Here is a 17062-nt window from a genome sequence, read left to right on the forward strand (position 1 = left end):
TTGCAGCGACGCTTGCTCCATAGGCATCATGAAATAAAACAACAACTATAAAGGCAGTACCCATGAGCTTCCCAACCGCAACAGTTTTCGCCTTCACTCCACCGCAGTCTCAAGACTTGGATTCTGCGCCATACGGTAAGAAACTGGACAGCCAAGGAGAATCCATCTTCCAGGCGATCGGGATCTCCTATTCGATCCTGGACAGGATGATTGCCCACGATGCCAGCTGTGCGAATGCAGCGACGGAATTCTTCGTGACAGTGCTGATGAAAGACGGCTGGTCATGGGACACGTCACGTCAATTGGTGATGGAGACTGATTGGACGCATCGGATGTATCGAGCCTGGAGCGTTTAAAATGCCCAGAACCGCGAGGACACAGTGGCGCTCGATTATGAGGTGTACCAGAACTATTGGCCTAACCTGGACTTTTGCGATGGTGGGTATGAGGCAAAGATGCAGCGTTGGATCTCTGGTTCTTTGACGGCCTGACGCGGCAAGGAATCAATCCCTGGAAGGTGAGTTGAACAGCCCGACCGTATACTTCCGGTGTGCAGAAGCCCAGGTCGACAGAAAGCAGGGAATTAGGCTGCGCGCGCCTTCGGCGGGTATCCCGATCACCTTGCTTGACCTACTCGAACAGTCTCAGCGGGGCTAGCGTTAATCTGCACCAGGCCCGTACAAGGCGACAGGTCAGTCTGGCGCTCCTATCGCACCCCGACGCTGAGCATCCCTACTTTGCTCAGTCGAGGCATACTGGACACCGAGTGACAGGACGATGGCGCTAAGGGGCCGTATCCGTCCGGCCAAGTCACCTACCCAGCCCCGCAAAGCCAAGACATGGTGTGCACTTAAATTTAAGTGGGCACCAGTTCTAGCCTTTTAAGCGGGTATTTCATGCAGCCAACACGCCGTTCCTATTCCAAACCCTTCAAGGCCCAGGTCATTCAAGAGTGTGCCCAGCCCGGCGCTTCGATTGCCAGCATCGCCCTCAGCCATAGCCTCAACGCAAACCTCGTCCACAAATGGATTCGGATGCACGCGCAGAAAAGCATGGCGCTGCAACCGGCATTTATTCCTTTACCCATGCAGTTGGGCGGAGCAAGTTCGCAAGCTACATCGTCGAATATCTGCGTCGAGATCCAGCACCCGCGCGGCACCGTCAAAGTGGACTGGCCTACTGAAAGTGCTGCTGCCTGCGCGACCTTTCTTCGAGAGCTGCTGCGATGATCCGCATCGACTTCATCTGGCTCGCTACCGAGCCGATGGACATGCGAGCGGGCACCGAAACCGCGTTAGCCCGGGTGATCGCGGTGTTCGGTGCGGCGAAGCCGCACTGTGCTTATCTATTTGCCAACCGCCGCACTACTCGCATGAAAGTTCTGGTGCATGACGGCTTCGGTATCTGGCTGGCTGCACGTCGGTTGAACCAGGGCAAGTTCCATTGGCCAAGCATTCGTCACGGCTCTGATATGCAGTTGGACACCGAGCAGCTCCAAGCCCTGGTATTGGGCCTGCCATGGCAACGTGCGGGTTCCGGCGGCGCGATCACACTGATTTAACGCCTGCCATTAGCCTATCGGTCTATCGCCGCGAACTGTCTGCTCTGGCAAAATCCGCAGCATGACTTCTTCGCCCAATCTCGACCAAATGTCCCCCGACCAACTGCGTGCCTTGGCGGCGCAGTTGCTCTCGCAAGTCGAGACCATGGGCAAGACGGTCGAGACCATGGGTAAGAAGATCAACCGCGATCAAACGGTGATCGAGAAGCTGACCCACGAGATCGCACAACTCAAGCGCTTGAAGTTTGCCAAGCGTAGCGAGCAAATGAATCCTGAGCAGGCCAGCCTGCTCGATGACCTGATCGATACCGATATCGCGGCGATTGAAGCAGAGCTTCAGGCGTTGCAAACAGTGCCCGCGACGACCGAGAAAAAGCAAAAGCCCAAGCGCACTGCATTGCCGACAGAGTTTCCACGTACATTAATCCATCACGAACCGGACAATACTCACTGCCAATGCGGCTGCGCACTCAAACGCATCGGTGAAGACGTCAGCGAGAAGCTGGACTACACGCCTGGCGTATTCACTGTCGAGCGCCATGTTCGCGGAAAATGGGTCTGTGATGACTGCGAAACGATGATCCAGGCGCCGGTTCCGGCTCAGGTCAATCGACAAGGGCATCCCGACTGCCGGGTTACTTGCCCACGTCATGATCGCGAAGTTTGCCGACCATCTTCCACTTTACCGCCAGGAGTCGATTTTCGGTCGAGCCGGCTTGGCGATTCCACGTTCAACATTGGCTCAATGGGTTGGCATGACTGGCGTGCAGTTACAGCTTCTGGTCGACGCGCTGCGCGACCTGGTGCTTGGGCAGCATGTCGTCCACGCCGATGAAACACCGGTTCAGATGCTCGCGCCAAGCTCGAAGAAAACTCACCGTTCTTATGTTTGGGCCTACGCAACCAGCCAGTTCTCGGACTTGGCAGCGGTGGTTTACGACTTCAGCCCCAGCCGTGCCGGTGAGCATGCTCGCAACTTCCTGAAAGGCTGGAAGGGCAAGCTGGTCTGTGATGATTTTGGCGGCTACAAGGCCAGTTTCGAACTTGGCGTGACAGAGATCGGCTGCATGGCCCATGCGCGGCGCAAGTTCTTCGAGCTGCACGCCACCAACAAGAGCAAGCTCGCCGAGCAAGCACTGCGCTATATCCAGTTGCTGTACGAAATCGAGATTGAAGTGCGCGACCTGGAGCCTGATTTACGGCGTCGAATACGGCAAGAAAAAGCCGTACCTGTGATGGATATGCAGCATGCCTGGATGATCGCCCAGCGCGATCTAGTGCCCGAAGGTTCGGCTATCAGCAGAGCGTTGGATTACAGCCTGAAACGCTGGACAGCGCTATCGTGTTACGTCGATGACGGGGCCGTACCTATTGATAATAATTGGTGCGAGAACCAGATCCGGCCATGGGCTCTTGGACGCAAGAACTGGCTCTTTGCAGGGTCGCTACGCAGCGGAAAACGGGCGGCGGCGATCATGAGTTTGATCCAGTCTGCGCGGCTGAATGTGCATGATCCTTATGTTTATCTGAAGGATGTTCTCACGCGCCTGCCGACGCAGCGGGCGAGTGAGATTTCAGAGTTGCTACCGCATAGATGGACGCGAGGGTATTCAACCAATCCAACTCGCTACGCGGCAAGCTCGACGTAGCTCGACTCCCCACCTCCAGTTGCCCCCGACAACCAACCCCATACGAAGCTCAAAGTAGTACGTCCTGCGTGGTCAACACCTACCGTGCCACGAGACCAGCCGGCAAGAATCTCACCGTCCGTAGTTAAGCAATGATAAAGAAGCTCAATGGTATCGGCGCCTGTCACACGTCCGACTTGATTACCCATGCGGATGCGGCCGCCTTGGTAAGTACCCCAAATGGCATCATCCTCGACATGGTAATGAAATACGGTACCTGCGCCGGATAGCCCGTGGGTGTTGCCCGCTACCGTGAATCGGCGGTTGTTCAAACGCTCGCTGATTTGAGAACAGGGGATTTCCATGAATGTCGTGTCCTTTAGTCGAGATATTCCATTCCATCTTTCGCCTGATCTTAAGCTATTTTGTCGCGACTGATGAAGGTGCTGCTTCGGCTAGCTCTGGAGCTGCAAACGACTAGATAAAACGCAAGATGGATTCACTGTCCGCTTACAAGGGGCCGACATTCGATTATATCCGGCCATCACCGATGGGTCATGCACCGCCAGCGTATCGCACATCCGCTCTACCCTAATCGTTGGATTCAAAAGCACAGCCTGGTGATAACACTCGATGGCCTCGTGGGCCTGACCAAGCGCTTCGGGATGCCGATCGATGCGGCGTTGGCTATGAAGCGCGAGATGATGAGTAAGAGCTACACGACCAGAATTCACCAACTGATGCGGTTCCAAGCACATGAGCCAACCGCCCTCCTTCCTCTAGAGGGACTTTGAAGGCCCGTTTAGCTCAAGGCTTTAGTCCACCGCCCACACGGCTAGCTTCCACTTGAGCTCGGTTGGCCTCTATGGCTTTCAACGCTGCCGTCCCCCCTCTCTTGGTGAGGTCAATACCGATAACCTTGATGTCCTCTACGTTGGGGAATTTCGGAGCAATAGTCAGCCAGTACTCTTGCAGTGCTGTGACCAGACCCTCAAACCGTTGTCGGCCCTTGTTAGGTGTCACCCAGGTGGCCTGGGCACCATTGCTCACAAGCAAAAAAATGCCGCAGCTTGAGCTGATGTCGCGCAGATAGTCCCCACAAAGCTGGTTCTCGAACCGCTCGAAGTGCTCTGTACCACTCCAGTTTTGCGACAGCTTCAGCTCAACAGGTACCGGTGCATAAACCTGACTGTTTTCGAACCGATAATCAGGGCGTTTGTCGTCGGCCAGCTGTTCCTCCTGCGGGATAACGTAGCGTCCTGCCGCGCGCGCCCGCAACCAGTCACCTATGAATTTGCGGATAGACGTTTCCTGGCTAATAGGCAGCAAAAGCTCCGCAATGCTCGAGTCGCTATCCTCTAAATCGTGCTTCAGGTCGAGCAGACGATCTATCGCCAGATTCCAAAGTTCACGATGGGTGGACGGAGTGCTTTCCAGCGACTCGTGGAATTCGATGACCTTGGCTGGCTCCCAAGGTAGCGTCTGCGAATCAGCGGTAGCCTTTTGCTGAGCAAAGTATGCTGTCCATGGGCGTAAACGCTCGGCGGGATGTGAGCGAGCGATTTCCTCCAGGGCGAGAAACGCTTCCTTTCCCGGCGTCTCGCGAATGAACGCGAGAAGTCCATCACGCGCGCTTTGGGCGTCGTCCCTTAAGCCTGGTGAGTACACCCCTTTGCCTGCGCGGTCGATATCATCTTCGAGTCGTACATGAGTGTGAGTCAACAGGTACAGAGACTTTGTATGCTGTACCGTTTTATAGTTCTGCCGGCTCCGGCTCACGCTGTGGCTTCCCACAATGGACGTCAGGCAGCGCATGGCAAACTCCGCCTGTTCTTCATCAGATGGCAGCGAGTTGATGCGCGCCGTTAGCGCTGGAATGGCTATCCCCGGCTCCGTTCCAACCCACACGGCATACCAGCTAGGTGCCATGTCCAGGTTGTGTTCTTCTACGGCACGTTTAGCTGCGAGACCGGCCAAGGTCTGATCATCTACCGAGGAATCCTGGACGACGCCCAATGCACACTGCAGTGCTGCAAGCGTTTTGATGGGTTTCTGCATCCGAGTTACAAGCGGGCCTGCCACTAGCGTACGTATCAACTCATCACCCGAGCGGGCTTTTCGCAGAATGTTGTTCGCGCTCGAATTCGTATCCTCCGCAGACAACTCAAACTCGACTTCGCGTAAGATAATTTCTTGAAATGGCAACGGATGAACGTTGGCAAGCTTGATAAGCCAGTCCGGGAATCCATTTAGCTCAAGCAGACCGTACCGGAATGCGAGTTGTGCCTCGACACTAGACATTTGTAGGAAACTAGCAGGCTCTTCTTGAGCCTCAATGGCGAGACCGATCAGTCCAAATATCACCTGATACGGCGTTGAATTTGGGGGAGCCCCCTCGGAAGGCATAATCGGTTGATATCCCCGCCAGAACCCCACAGCACCTTCACGAAATGTTTGCGCCACGGTCGTGCCAAATTCGGGAATAAGTGCCTGCCAGTCCCCGTTGCTCCAAGTGTTCGTAGACATAGAGGCTTCGCGCATCCGATCCATCAGATATCCCTGGTTATGGTTCATGACGCCGGCCTGAGGACTGTTAATCAGCGCCCCATTCGCCGCAAACCAGTCTCGCGCAGCTTGCCTGTTATCTTCCTCCTCAATTTTTCGCTGGGCTGCCTCGTGCTTCCACTGAGCGTGTTTTAATTCCCATTCTTCCACTTGTCGCTCCGGTGGATGCAGCAACAATTCAAGCTTCTCGCGGAGTTCGACATTGGTCTCCGTTGCCTGTTGGAGGCGATCCGCCCAAGGAGCTGGGGCGCCATGCGCCACATAGATGTCGAACGCCATGCTGAGTGCCATCTGGCGGTCGTTAGGTTCAGTCAAACTGAAGATCTGGTCACAGGCGACGTCAAAGTTTTCCCTATTCAGCGACCAAAACGGCTGGAAGCCAATCAGCTGCCAAACGTTTACAACCGGTTCGACATGCACCCGCCCATTCCGAGCCAAGGCAACGTCGAACCAGAAAAGCCGGTAATCGAGTTCAGGCCACGTGGGCACGAGCTTTCTCAACTCTTCGCCAATCTCACGACCGGATCGCTCGTCGTGACTATGCACCTGGGCGAGTATGCTCAGAACCGCGAGAACTGACTCGTCGAACGCAGACGGCTCGCATACCTGAAGCAGACGGAGAACCGCTATACCTGCGATCTCTGCAAGCCAGCCGTACCGTATGGAAATAGTGCCGAAACCCTGCGACTCAACGGGAGGCGTGTTCAACAGTGCATTGATACCGCGAATGAAGCTGGGAAGACTTTCCAGTGGCGATTCGGCTGCCAATGATGCGAGCTTGGTAGTTAGATTGTCCCTTCCACTGTAACGCTCTTTATCCTCGGATCGCTCAAGCGCTTTCAGCAGCCATGGAAGCCAGATATCGTCCAGCGGTAAGTCATCAAGCACCTCAGCTAAGCAATCCCGGCTCACCAGCGAATCTCCTGCCAACAGCCCTGCGCGGATGTCGGCGAGATCCTGCATCGTACCGAGGTCGATCACGGCACGTATCGCCGCCACCCGGGTGTGTTTATGCACAGAGTTGAGGGCAAAATGCTTGGTCTCTGGAAGCGCACCGATCACCTCGCCCTGCCAGACCATTCTCAACAGGAACCAAGCGATGTCATCGTTGGCACCGTAGTCTGCGAGCAGTTCTTTAATGTCATTAGTGAGATCGTGGTGCGCAAACCGCTGCACGGCCGAATAGTCGGTCACCGTCCAGCTATGGGCCGGCTCGGCCAAGTGCTCGCACGCTTTGCGCAGCACTCTACGGCGCGTGCTCAGGGGTAGTTTTCCTGGATCGCCCCCCTCAAAAAATATTTCTGGCGCGAGATTCTCCAGACGTGTACAGATCCGCGTGTCTAATAATGCCAGCCATGGGAGAACGGGCCGCATGGACGGATTGATGACCTCCAGCCCGTATTGCGTTCGGAAGAACAAGTTTTCAATCTTGACCCGCGAGGCTGCACTACGGATCAGCGCGTGGAGCCATTCGGCTGTTAGGTATTCGCGGACAGTTCGATGGTGAAAACGAACCGTTCCGTAGATGCCAGGCTCGAAGATTGGCCGGCTCAGCAATGCCGCTGATTCTGTGTCGTTCCAACCCGTGAGGACGGCGCGAATTGGAATTCCAGATTTATTGGCGTCACCATCTGGAACGCGGATTGCTGAAGTCTGCCCCAAGGTACTGGCTGCTGCTATCAGACGAACACCCTCCCTGAGTCTATCGGGGGCAATGGGCTTTTGTTCCGCCCGATCTTGGTCTCGCTCTTCGAGGCGGCGATCAATGCTGCTTTGCATCAGCTCCAGGCGGGAGCCTATTTGGTTGTGCTCAAGCCAGAAGTCGACGAGTTCCAGGAAGTCCAGAGGGCGTGTGGTCAGCGACCATGCGTCCTTGCGCTCTACTGCTGCGCGAAATGCTTTGATGTCTTGGACGCCAACAGCTGTGAGGAAGCGATCAACCTGCTCCCCATGAATGTCATCTAGCGTCACTAGGAGGAACGCCGTATCCGGTTGCTCCTGGCTTGGTACCGTCTGCGCAACGTTTCCAGAGCCGTCATCAGTTGTGGAAATTTCTTGCCGAGCGGCTGTTTCGAATGCAAAAGCCGTCTCGCAAAGCGCTAGATCCGTTCTTGCGCGCCATGCTGTACTTCGTCCGGTGATGAGCACGTGCATTTGGGATGCAATGTTGCGGGTCAGGCGACCAAGCTTTTTAACCGCCCGCTCAAAATCTTTCGGATCATTCAGCCGAGCCTCGTCGACCGAATCCATGAGCAGCCAGCCCTCAGATCTTGACTCGATCCAGGTCTCGAACTCTTCATGCGTCCCCACCTCAAAAGCGTCCTCAAAGTCCGGGATCACGTTCTCAATGCGAAGAAAGAATGCAAATTTGCCCTGGCTGCGGAGCTCAGATGCGACATTTCGGATTTCAGCACTTTTTCCTGAACCGGCCTCAGACAACAGAATCACTCGATTGTGGATGAGGAGGTCAGGCCAGGAGAGCTTACCTTGGCCGCCATGGCGGCCACCTAGGTCGGTGTCATCAGTGGCATCAGAAGCGAGTAGGATTTTGGAGAATGTACGATCGAGCTGAATGAAGGCGTCCGAATGCCCGTTCATATGTAAGTCCTAAACAGTTCAGGGGCAGTCCCGGCCGGGCCCGCAGAGGCCCCATCATGCTACCTGAAATATCGAGTTCTTCTAAGATGCCGCCGCAATCAAGGTGCCCAAAGCGTTCAGGCGACAATCCCATGCTCTAAACGCCTGATGAACTCAGTCACCGTGTCGGTCTCGAGCCTGGTTGTGACCATGTCGGCAGGAGCTTTGCCATCAAAGGCCTTGACTGGGTGAGACATCCAGCGCATTGCCGCATCAATATCGCCGCCATACAGGCTCTCTGCTGCTTCGAGCACTTCCAGGTAACGCTCGTGTTGATCAGGGGACAAAGTGCTCATGAGAAAGTGCGCTCCGCTTTAGCTATGCCTCACGCCGGCCATGTGGCTGGGTCGAGCTGAGATTATCGTCGATTGCTTGGCAAGCGTCTGCTGCCATTTGGGAAGCACCGGCGGTGGACTGCTTCAGAGCGGCAGCGCTCGGGCTTGCACGCTTCAGCGCAAACTGTCCCCGCATCCAATGGCCTGCAGTGTCGAGATCTCGCATCATGCCCCTATATTCTTCGTGAGTGTGAAGCGCGGGCAGTCTGTCTGGCGTCACGGCGACCTTGTATGGCTGATCAATCGGCGTCGGATTGATCCTACGGCGACCATGTCTTCCTCAGACCTGACCCCAAAATGGCATTGCGGTTGGCTTCAGCGCAATTCACGATGCGTGACTCCGGCTGTCACCCATCGGTCGGAAGCCGTGAGACGGTGATAGCAACCATGACATAGAAGCTGAGGAAAGGCCGTTTTTGATTACGGCTGTTCGGGAGGGCAGTGGATGAGCCATTGGCTGGCTCTAAAACTGAAAGTTTCAGAGCACAGACAGGCCAACAAGGTGCATCGGTGCGGTCTGGGGGACGCCCGGAATCAACCGGTGCTGTTCAGGTAATCGGCCAAACGCTTGTTCAAGCGCTCACGCTCTTTCCCAGTGGCACATGACGCGATCGCTGCTTCCATTTCGGGCACCAGAGACGCACCAGGCGTGCTGACCAAAATATCGAAGCGATGCTCATGGAACTCGTAGAGGTACTTCGATTGGTTAGGTGCCAGATTACTGAATGCTCGATCAATCCACTCCAGAGCAGCGTTGAAATTTTCCAATTGGTATTCGGCGAGCGCCATGAGTCGTTGGGCAAAGGGGCCGGTAGCCAGATCGTGACGCAGCGTTAGCATAGCTTTGGCTTCGCCAGGCTTTCGCATCAGAAGCAGCAGTTCAGCATGGCGTTGGCTGTGGAAGCTCTGAGGCGGGAGTGACTCGAACAGGCGCAGCGATTCTGTCCTTTTTGATTCCGCAGATGCGGCAGCGATGCGTGATACCTCAAACAGAATATCGGCCCAGGCAAATCTGTCCTGCGGTAGGGGCAGATCATCGATCACGTGGGCAGGCATCGCTGTCACCAGCCTGCTTAGGAATTCCGGGGCTTCCCGGGAGAGGAATCTGGATACAGAAGACATCGTCTGAAGAGCTTGGGAGATGCCCAGCTCTGCAGCTTCAACGAGCATCGTTGTGATGAGAGACTCAAGCGGCATGATCAAGTCAGACCGGCGCAACCAGGTAGCCAACTCAACCGCTGCAAAAAATACTGAATGTGAGACCAGTTCACTGGCTCCTGCAGCAGTCAAAATCTTCTTGGCGATATCGGCCGCGCGCTCCTGATCAGCAACATCACCTCTTTTGAGAAGGCGCATGATCTGGATTTCAGTTTCCGGCAGAGGATGAGGCCCAGCCCTCACTACATCGAAAATGGCCAGTGCTTCAGTAACGCGGTTCAGCCGAACCAGCGCTTTTGCCTTGTGATGCTGGATTTCGGATTGTTGCTTGAGGGTCAGCCCTTTCGCCATGGCCAGCCTGTCAAAGACCTCGAACCGCTGATCAAGCATCTGCTGCGCATGGCTCAGCGAAGTGTTCTTATCTTGAAGATAGAGCTTCTCGACAGTTTCGATCAAGGCCATCGTGGCTATGGGTGACGGTTGCTTGGCGCCGTTACTGAGTAGTTCTGCATCTACCAACGGATCACCCAATAGTTCTGGTCGCACCTTCGAAGGTGCCCATACAGAGAGCATGGTGTAGATGAAAGCAGGTCGGCAGTCGCCTCCCTCAACCAGTCGCTCGATCTTGGCGCTGAGGCTGAGTGCTGCTGACCAAAACGCAAGATCGGTGCGAAGTGCCGCCGCACTCATGTAGTCGTCGAACTTATTGGTGATCAGGTCTCGATTGGACTGTGTCCACCACTGTTGACCTGAGAGGCTTGCATACACAATATCGTGCAGCCTCAGAAGCCCCGGTCGGCTCGGAGCAGTGAGGCCATACTTACGTAATGTCCTCACCAGCGCGGGAGATGAAAGTGCCATCACAAGCTTGGCGTCCACTTGTGAAGCGCCTGCCCACTCAAAGATCGCAAGCCCCTGTTCAGAGGCACTCCGTAGCCGACCTAGAAGCCGTTCTGCCAAGGCAAGACCATCGGATTCGAGCGCGCCAGGCATTTGGCAGTCCTGCTCGATCTCGTCCCAGGTCGTACCTTCGCGAACCGCTGCGTTGAGCAGGCTGATGGTAAGAGGATGTCCTCCTACTGACTGCCATATCTTGTCCCATGTCCGTGAGGGACATCCTGTCACGTCGCGGCTAAACAATTGGTGCGCATTGGATTTGGACATCAGCGGTATTTCGTGTGCATCGGCTGTAACCGCCCTGCGTGTCAACAGCACGCGGGAATCGGGGCCGCACAATGGTGAAAGGGATTTTGGATCAAGCGCATCGTTTGCATCATCTATGATCACCAAGCATGGACGGCTTTTGAGTAGGCCAGCCACGTTGCGCGCTTCTCCCATTCGTGTGATTGACACAGCATGGAGATCCTCAACCTTTTTGATATCGCCTCCCGAAAGCCAAAGCACGGTCTGGTATTGGTGCCTGTTACGGTGAGCATAAGCGGCGGCGGCATCGGATTTACCACTGCCTCCCAAGCCAGCTAAAACCACACACTTGCACGCAACAAAGAGGCCATCTAGCAAGCCGTCAACCTCTGGCCAGAGCCTGCGCGGCCTCTTCTTCGGAGAGCCTCGCTAGAGACGGAAGGTAATGACTTAGCTTGAGTACGGCCTCCTCATTGTCCAGGGCGTGATCGATGATCACAGCGGCGATCTCGCCCGCACCAAGTACCTTGAGGGAGCGGCCGGCCATCTCAGGCCAGCCCAGCACACTGATTTCAAAAGACTGCGAGATTTGAGGTGCTTTGTTGGCGCCAGCGAGCAAGTAGATTTCTCTAGCATGTGGTGCTTTGCTCAATGCATGGCGCACGTCCGACTGAGCTTTGACCATGGGCGGCGAGAAGTACTTTTCGAGCGCGGAGTACTCAGCAGCTTGTAAGCCATCTGGTGATACTCCATCAACCACGCCTGCAACGGGGAAGCCTCTGGGATTGATTCCTTGAGTGTTGACCGGCACATTCAATGCCAATGTCAGCACTAGCCCCCCGAAAGCCTCGAAGGATTGGCCTATCGCGCCAATTTCACTGGCTAGCCTGCTGACATAATGAGCGCGCTTGTAGGGATCCATCTTACCCATCTTCCTCAAAAATCACCCAGAGCGGGCGTGCAGAGCACTGACACAACACTTCAGCGCGAGTCATCACGGTTGGCGAGGTCAGCCTAGAGCGTTCCAGCCTCCAATGATGAGATGCTATCCGGCCCATCAAAAGAACACTAGGCGTGATCACCCTAGCGCCACCTCTAGCTGTTTTCGAGTCGCAGTGAGTTTTTCCATCATGATCAGCATCAGCAGACGATAGTCTGGCGAGGCGCGACCAATTTCCCGAAGAACCTGATTGCCTTGCTGTGTGCGAACAGCGGCTTCAAAAGGCAGACTCAACCGTCCTGCGCCTCGCTCTCTATCCTACTGTCACGCCACCGGAAGCAAATTCTGTCATCCTCGTCCATTACCCAGAGCCCAGACCAAATAGCTAGCCAGAATTGGGCCCTTACAAAGGTTGGCAGGGCCATGAGCCGTCCCAGCGCCTGCAATACAGGGCGAATACTCAATTTCCGTTCTGAGGAAGCGCAGGGTGTGTAAACGCGGTACGCAGGTAGGCCAAACCTGAATCGCCAATAAAGCGCGATCTCGCTCTTGGCAAATTTGATCGCATTGCAATTCCAGCGATTTCCCCAGCGAAGTCTCCACTCATCGCTCAGGAGCCAGCTCTGGGTCATGCAAGACGTTACGGAGTCCTGGGCAGGTAATTCAGCACCAGTTGATCGCTGGATGACACACTGCCGCAGCTGGATCTCCTCTACCGAAAATGCAATGCCATACTCCTCACCGCCCACGAATGCCTGGACGGGGACATTCGTGAGGTTCCAGACGATTGGGCGAGTGTCCACATCGCATACCGATACTTTCTCCTGATATCGAATGCCTGCCCCAATTGCTTCGAAATACAAGTCAACTTTCGCAAGGCTTTCTCCAGTTGCGCGCAGCGCCAAACGCGAGATCCGTGGCTCTGGATCTGTAGGCAGTGCAAGGCGCACCGAATACTCCAAGTGCTTGCCCAAGGGATCCCATCGCGCCCCTAGCCGGTGGCGAATAGCCCATTTTTCATGTGACGCAGCATAGGTTTTGTACAGCAAGGCTTTGGTAACTCGCTGCCAAATCCACTCTGCAGCCTTGACGACGAGGTTGAACGGAACTGGGATATCCAAGCTTATCTCCTGGTTTCACTGCTTACGGTCGATGTCGTGTGCAGTCGATCGTCGGGGCGTGCTGCTGCAGTCACCGCATCGGCATGACAGCTGATACGGTGCGCACGAATTTCCGCGCATAGATCGGCAATGGTGGGTATCGGATCAACTAACTGGTGCGCATCAAGCTACAGGCCTAAGTCGATAGCAAAGTGCTGATCGCGCATTTCTTCTGAAGCCTGGCCATCATCGAGAAGACGGCGACGCAAGCTATGAACCAGATGTAATCGCAGGGATTGGCGAATTTCAATGCCAGGGTTGAGCACGTGAAAGCGGCTAGCCCGGCCTCGAATCAACGCTCTGTGCAGCGCCTCCAGTCCCTCGATACCGAGGTCTTGCGTATAAAGGCGCGATGGCGACTCAAGCCCCGGGGCTCTTTTGTAGCTCGAAAGGGCTGAGTCCAGTATGTGTTCCAGATCAGCACCATAGTGCTCAGTAGCCCGCGCCCACACAGCCATTTCCAAGCATGTATCCAACTACTGCCCTTCCCTAACCGTCACCCGCGAGATTTCGCCTGAAAGGAAGTCGCGGTAAATACTTATACCGGCGATCGCTGAAGCGAGCACCTGGAGGGTTTAGATGTTTATTGAGTTTGACCTCAACCGCAACGATTTTGATGCTTTGATGCGGCATTGCCAAACGTACAGGCCGGAAACCGGGGATGCCCGTGAAGATCAACGCTTGTTCGATGCGCTTGAAGCGCTGTTGGAAGCCATGCGGGGGTCAGATCAGTCCCCTGACAGCTGAAGCTAAGAGCCCTGCCCTCCGAGATCCATGGCGTGCACTTGATGCGCAGATGTCTATGTGGGCGCCAGCTGGGATATCGAGACGTGGAGGGATTATGTACGCTGGGCAGATATCAGATCTGCCGAGAAATCGTGTGTCTTCAAAATGAGCCTGCAGGGAGGCAATTTGGCCAAGCTCGACTTTAATTTCAGTGTTCAAATGTGGGCCCTCAGCGAGTCCATCTCTGTCCTGCGAATGCTCGCAGAGCAGGCAGAAAAAAATGTAGCGCTTGCACTCAAGGAAGCCGACGATTCGATAAAGGAGCATGAGCACGAAGAAGAAACGTACGATCAGTACGGTGAAAGCTAAATGCGGCAACGGACGTTCTACTCATGCGGCTCTTCTATCGGTTATGACCATGAAGAAGTGCTATCGACGCACAAGTTTGTGATCACCCAACTCACGCGACGCTCAGCATTTCTTACGATGTTTGGGTTGTTCGAACACCGTATGAGTCAATGCCTAGAGTTTATGCTTGAACTCACTGGGTTTGAGGGGGAGCTCAAGGGTATGGGGCCACTAGAAAAGGCCCACTCTATGCTCAAAAAAGTCATTGGTGGCAAAGACATCACAGACCTGGATCATCTGACTGTTATCAGGAACGTAATGGCTCACAGCGACGGCACTGCTAAGGGCTACAGGGAGATAAGCACGCGCATTGGTAAAAAGAGCCCTTCGGAAAAAAGGGTATTGTCAGCTATTCGAAGAACTGAGGGGGTGTCGGTCAACTTTATTGACGACGTCCTGATGGACGAACGTTTTTTGGAGTATGCCGTCGCCGATTTTAAAAGGTACGTTGCAGAAATGGAGGCGGCGGTGCAGCGATATCATGCAGAATATGGGAGTGAATCAAGTAAATCCGGCGCTAGGGGTTGCTGAGAAGGATAAAAGAGCATTGGTTTGTCAGAAGGTTCATTTAGTACTTCTCGAACCTGTCGAGTGCACCAGAAGAATGAATGATGCCATCGATCGCAGGGCGCGCCTCGACCTCAGTCTGAGGTCTTCATGGTCACGCCCCGATCCGACTTACGCTACGAATGATCTGATGCGAAACGCGAGAAGCGCTACTGCTACTACACTTGCACATTGAGACCAAAAAGGCTCGAGCCAGGCGTAGGTATCCTCGTCAAGCCAAACGCTGAACGCAGGCATGAGTGCGATCCAGGAGAGCCCCAGGCACACTGGCCAGCTGTAGCTGAGGCCGACGCCCAGTAGCCCTTGGCCGAGGCAGTATCCTAAGAACCAGGCCAGACCCACCCTCCCCACGACAGCGCCGGTCGTGGCGATGTCTGGATGTACCTGGGCAGCCAAGGTGACCACGGCACAGAAACACAAAACCACGGCCAAAAAGATCAAGATCCCGGCAGACGAGCTGCTGCTGTAACTTCCACGCATTGTTGTACCTCACTGATGAACGGTGATGTATCAATGCCCTTAAGCTGTTTTGATTTCAACTCAACTTCGTGCACTTTCTCAATGGTGTCCTGAAACCGGTTGATGTCGGTGCCTTGCAGGGCAGCCGCCCTACCCTCTGTCTCTAGCCCCCTGCCCGGCACTGGCCGTCTGAAGGCGTGTCATGGATCGGGCGCCGGTTCAGTGCGGCGGTCAGACCTGCGCGCCGACATGCAGTCGGTTAAATGCTCGTTAAAACGCTGACGACTGCGCTTTTCCGTTACAGTCGGAGCAGTTTTGCTGCGCCGCGTGCGTACGGATACCAAGATGCGGGGGAACAGCTCGCCTCCTTATTTCAATCGCTTTGCTCCGGCCGAGCACCAGCTCGTTGGTGATCTGCCTGGAAGACCTCATCACCAGTCGAGTTGGCTGACATTGAATCCAAAGGCCCAGTTATCTTCCTCATAGAACGTCGCCTCTATGTAGAAACGTATGAGTGGCTTGGATTTAAGGAATGAGGGACAATTAACGCCCTATTCAGGGAGAACGCGCGTGCATTCACAGCCACTCACACCGAGAGAGGTGTATCAGGTTCTGCGTGATATTGCGCTGGGACAGCAAGTGATGCAGCGTTTGGGTAATCTGGGCTGGACTCAAACGCAGACCGGGCTCATGACGGTCGAGGCCAATGGCTGGGTTCTGACCTTCTCCAACGACAGTAACAAGCTGGACTACTGCAATAGCTGCTACAGCCCGGATGGTCGCGAATACACCTTCGACTCCTCTCAGCGTTTCGGTACCGATCCTCTGGAGTTGCTCAGCACCTGGGAGCACGGTCAGCTCCAGAGGCTGCTGTCGTCACTGTAAGTCTGCGACGATCAACCCTGCTGAGGCTCTGAGCCCGCCTGCCCATGAGCGCTGGAATTGCCACAGGGGCCAGTAACTCGATAGCCTGAAGACAACCGACCGCCCGAGCACCGTGCCATGTCCAACCACCAGCCTCAGAATATTCAGCTCAGTCTCAGCCAGTACCGTTATCTCTATTTGACCTTGAAGCGACCTGCGATGACCTGACGCCGGGCGAGCCCTCGCGAGGGCTGGTTGTTATCCCAGAAGAGATGGAAACCATCGAGCTCGGAGTGGTCGTGATTGATCAACGAGAGCGGCGCGTTGTGGACAGTTTCTAGAGCTTTGTTCGTCCTCGCCTACATCCCCGACTCACACCTTCTCGGCCAACGAGCGGTTTGGATTAATCCGTCAGTCTTGGGCAATTCAGGAACATTTCCCATAAGGTGATGCATTCGCAGGCAAGCTCTCGAACGTCGAATGACTTGCCATTGCTCTCGACGCGGTAGCTGCATTGGAGTACCTCTCCACCGCCATCGCCTATAAACCACGTGGAGTAAAGTTTCTGTGGTTGTGAGATGGTTGGCTGGTGGCCGGAGCGCGGTGTGCGCATGAGCTTGCAGTGCTTGGAACCGTTTGCGAGATCTGTACAAATTCTGAGGGGCTCGTTCAGGTCGATGAACGCGTCGATCTCCCGAGCTCGCAAGACTGCCCCTGCTTGGTGGAGTGCCCAGTCCCTGACGTGATAACAGTGGATGAAAAACGATAGGACATCATCGAAGTATTCTTCCTCATCATGTGCCATCGATGAAAATACCCCTGCATACAGCCTCTCGATCCTTTTGAGGTAACGTTTGGCTCGGTTCAGTTGCTCCATGCATCCATCCTCAATTCACCGCCCACCTGGCTAA

The 17062-nt window shown here is 55.0% G+C and carries 16 protein-coding genes and 1 pseudogene; 9 read left to right on the forward strand and 8 right to left on the reverse strand.

What is annotated here, in order from left to right; all coding sequences use genetic code 11:
- The first annotated feature begins 62 nt into the window (after positions 1 to 62).
- The 4 genes and pseudogenes from M2401_RS13420 (at position 63) to tnpC (ending at position 3210) form a co-directional block, all read left to right on the forward strand.
- Positions 63 to 356: a hypothetical protein gene (locus M2401_RS13420; protein WP_259103452.1), complete on the forward strand. Its 294-nt coding sequence runs from the start codon at positions 63 to 65 to the stop codon at positions 354 to 356.
- A gap of 540 nt (positions 357 to 896) precedes the next feature.
- The gene (gene tnpA / locus M2401_RS13425; RefSeq protein ID WP_235668515.1) at positions 897 to 1229 is read left to right on the forward strand and encodes an IS66-like element accessory protein TnpA; all 333 of its coding nucleotides are present in this window, start codon (positions 897 to 899) and stop codon (positions 1227 to 1229) included.
- Positions 1226 to 1561: an IS66 family insertion sequence element accessory protein TnpB gene (tnpB, locus tag M2401_RS13430; RefSeq protein WP_259103455.1), complete on the forward strand. Its 336-nt coding sequence runs from the start codon at positions 1226 to 1228 to the stop codon at positions 1559 to 1561. The genes tnpA and tnpB overlap by 4 nt, the downstream gene beginning before the upstream one ends.
- Positions 1562 to 1622: 61 nt before the next feature.
- Positions 1623 to 3210, forward strand: a pseudogene (tnpC, locus tag M2401_RS13435) (IS66 family transposase).
- Here tnpC and M2401_RS13440 read toward each other — a convergent pair.
- The gene (locus tag M2401_RS13440) at positions 3189 to 3554 is read right to left on the reverse strand and encodes a hypothetical protein (RefSeq protein ID WP_122366496.1); all 366 of its coding nucleotides are present in this window, start codon (positions 3552 to 3554) and stop codon (positions 3189 to 3191) included. The pseudogene tnpC and the gene M2401_RS13440 overlap by 22 nt on opposite strands.
- Positions 3555 to 3746: 192 nt before the next feature.
- Here M2401_RS13440 and M2401_RS13445 point away from each other — a divergent pair, with 192 nt between their 5' ends.
- Positions 3747 to 3983 (forward strand): DUF4113 domain-containing protein, encoded by a 237-nt coding sequence (locus M2401_RS13445; RefSeq protein WP_259103458.1) that lies wholly within the window; start codon positions 3747 to 3749, stop codon positions 3981 to 3983.
- A gap of 13 nt (positions 3984 to 3996) precedes the next feature.
- Here M2401_RS13445 and M2401_RS13450 read toward each other — a convergent pair whose 3' ends face one another.
- The 6 genes from M2401_RS13450 to M2401_RS13475 all read right to left on the reverse strand — a co-directional run bounded on the left by M2401_RS13450 (position 3997) and on the right by M2401_RS13475 (position 13088).
- Complete coding sequence (locus tag M2401_RS13450; RefSeq protein WP_259103460.1) at positions 3997 to 8352, reverse strand: NACHT domain-containing NTPase; 4356 nt, start codon at positions 8350 to 8352, stop codon at positions 3997 to 3999.
- A 116-nt stretch (positions 8353 to 8468) separates the two neighbouring features.
- Entirely contained in the window at positions 8469 to 8687 is a 219-nt protein-coding gene (locus M2401_RS13455; protein WP_259103461.1) for an MbcA/ParS/Xre antitoxin family protein, read from the reverse strand.
- A 573-nt stretch (positions 8688 to 9260) separates the two neighbouring features.
- A complete protein-coding gene (locus M2401_RS13460) occupies positions 9261 to 11405 on the reverse strand; it encodes a hypothetical protein (protein WP_259103463.1) in 2145 nt (714 codons plus the stop codon).
- A gap of 4 nt (positions 11406 to 11409) precedes the next feature.
- On the reverse strand, positions 11410 to 11949 hold the full coding sequence (locus M2401_RS13465; RefSeq protein ID WP_259103470.1) for a hypothetical protein: 540 nt from the start codon (positions 11947 to 11949) through the stop codon (positions 11410 to 11412).
- Positions 11950 to 12105: 156 nt separating this feature from the next.
- Positions 12106 to 12261, reverse strand: a complete 156-nt coding sequence (locus M2401_RS13470) for a hypothetical protein (RefSeq protein ID WP_192131656.1) — start codon at positions 12259 to 12261, stop codon at positions 12106 to 12108.
- A complete protein-coding gene (locus M2401_RS13475; protein WP_192131654.1) occupies positions 12258 to 13088 on the reverse strand; it encodes a hypothetical protein in 831 nt (276 codons plus the stop codon). Before M2401_RS13475 ends, M2401_RS13470 begins: the two co-directional genes overlap by 4 nt.
- A gap of 618 nt (positions 13089 to 13706) precedes the next feature.
- On the opposite strand from M2401_RS13475, the gene M2401_RS13480 reads away from it, so the two are divergent.
- The 4 genes from M2401_RS13480 (at position 13707) to M2401_RS13495 (ending at position 16172) form a co-directional block, all read left to right on the forward strand.
- Positions 13707 to 13874, forward strand: coding sequence for a hypothetical protein (locus tag M2401_RS13480; protein ID WP_192131651.1), 168 nt, complete (start codon positions 13707 to 13709; stop codon positions 13872 to 13874).
- Between the two features lie 165 nt (positions 13875 to 14039).
- On the forward strand, positions 14040 to 14222 hold the full coding sequence (locus M2401_RS13485) for a hypothetical protein (protein ID WP_259103471.1): 183 nt from the start codon (positions 14040 to 14042) through the stop codon (positions 14220 to 14222).
- Between the two features lie 162 nt (positions 14223 to 14384).
- Positions 14385 to 14792, forward strand: coding sequence for a hypothetical protein (locus M2401_RS13490; RefSeq protein WP_259103472.1), 408 nt, complete (start codon positions 14385 to 14387; stop codon positions 14790 to 14792).
- A 1065-nt stretch (positions 14793 to 15857) separates the two neighbouring features.
- A complete protein-coding gene (locus M2401_RS13495) occupies positions 15858 to 16172 on the forward strand; it encodes a hypothetical protein (RefSeq protein ID WP_192131645.1) in 315 nt (104 codons plus the stop codon).
- A gap of 382 nt (positions 16173 to 16554) precedes the next feature.
- On the opposite strand, the gene M2401_RS13500 is transcribed toward M2401_RS13495, so the two are convergent.
- Positions 16555 to 17028, reverse strand: a complete 474-nt coding sequence (locus tag M2401_RS13500) for a hypothetical protein (protein ID WP_192131643.1) — start codon at positions 17026 to 17028, stop codon at positions 16555 to 16557.
- Between the last annotated feature and the right edge of the window lie 34 nt (positions 17029 to 17062).

It is taken from the genome of Pseudomonas sp. JUb42 (assembly GCF_024807945.1).
Lineage (GTDB): Bacteria > Pseudomonadota > Gammaproteobacteria > Pseudomonadales > Pseudomonadaceae > Aquipseudomonas.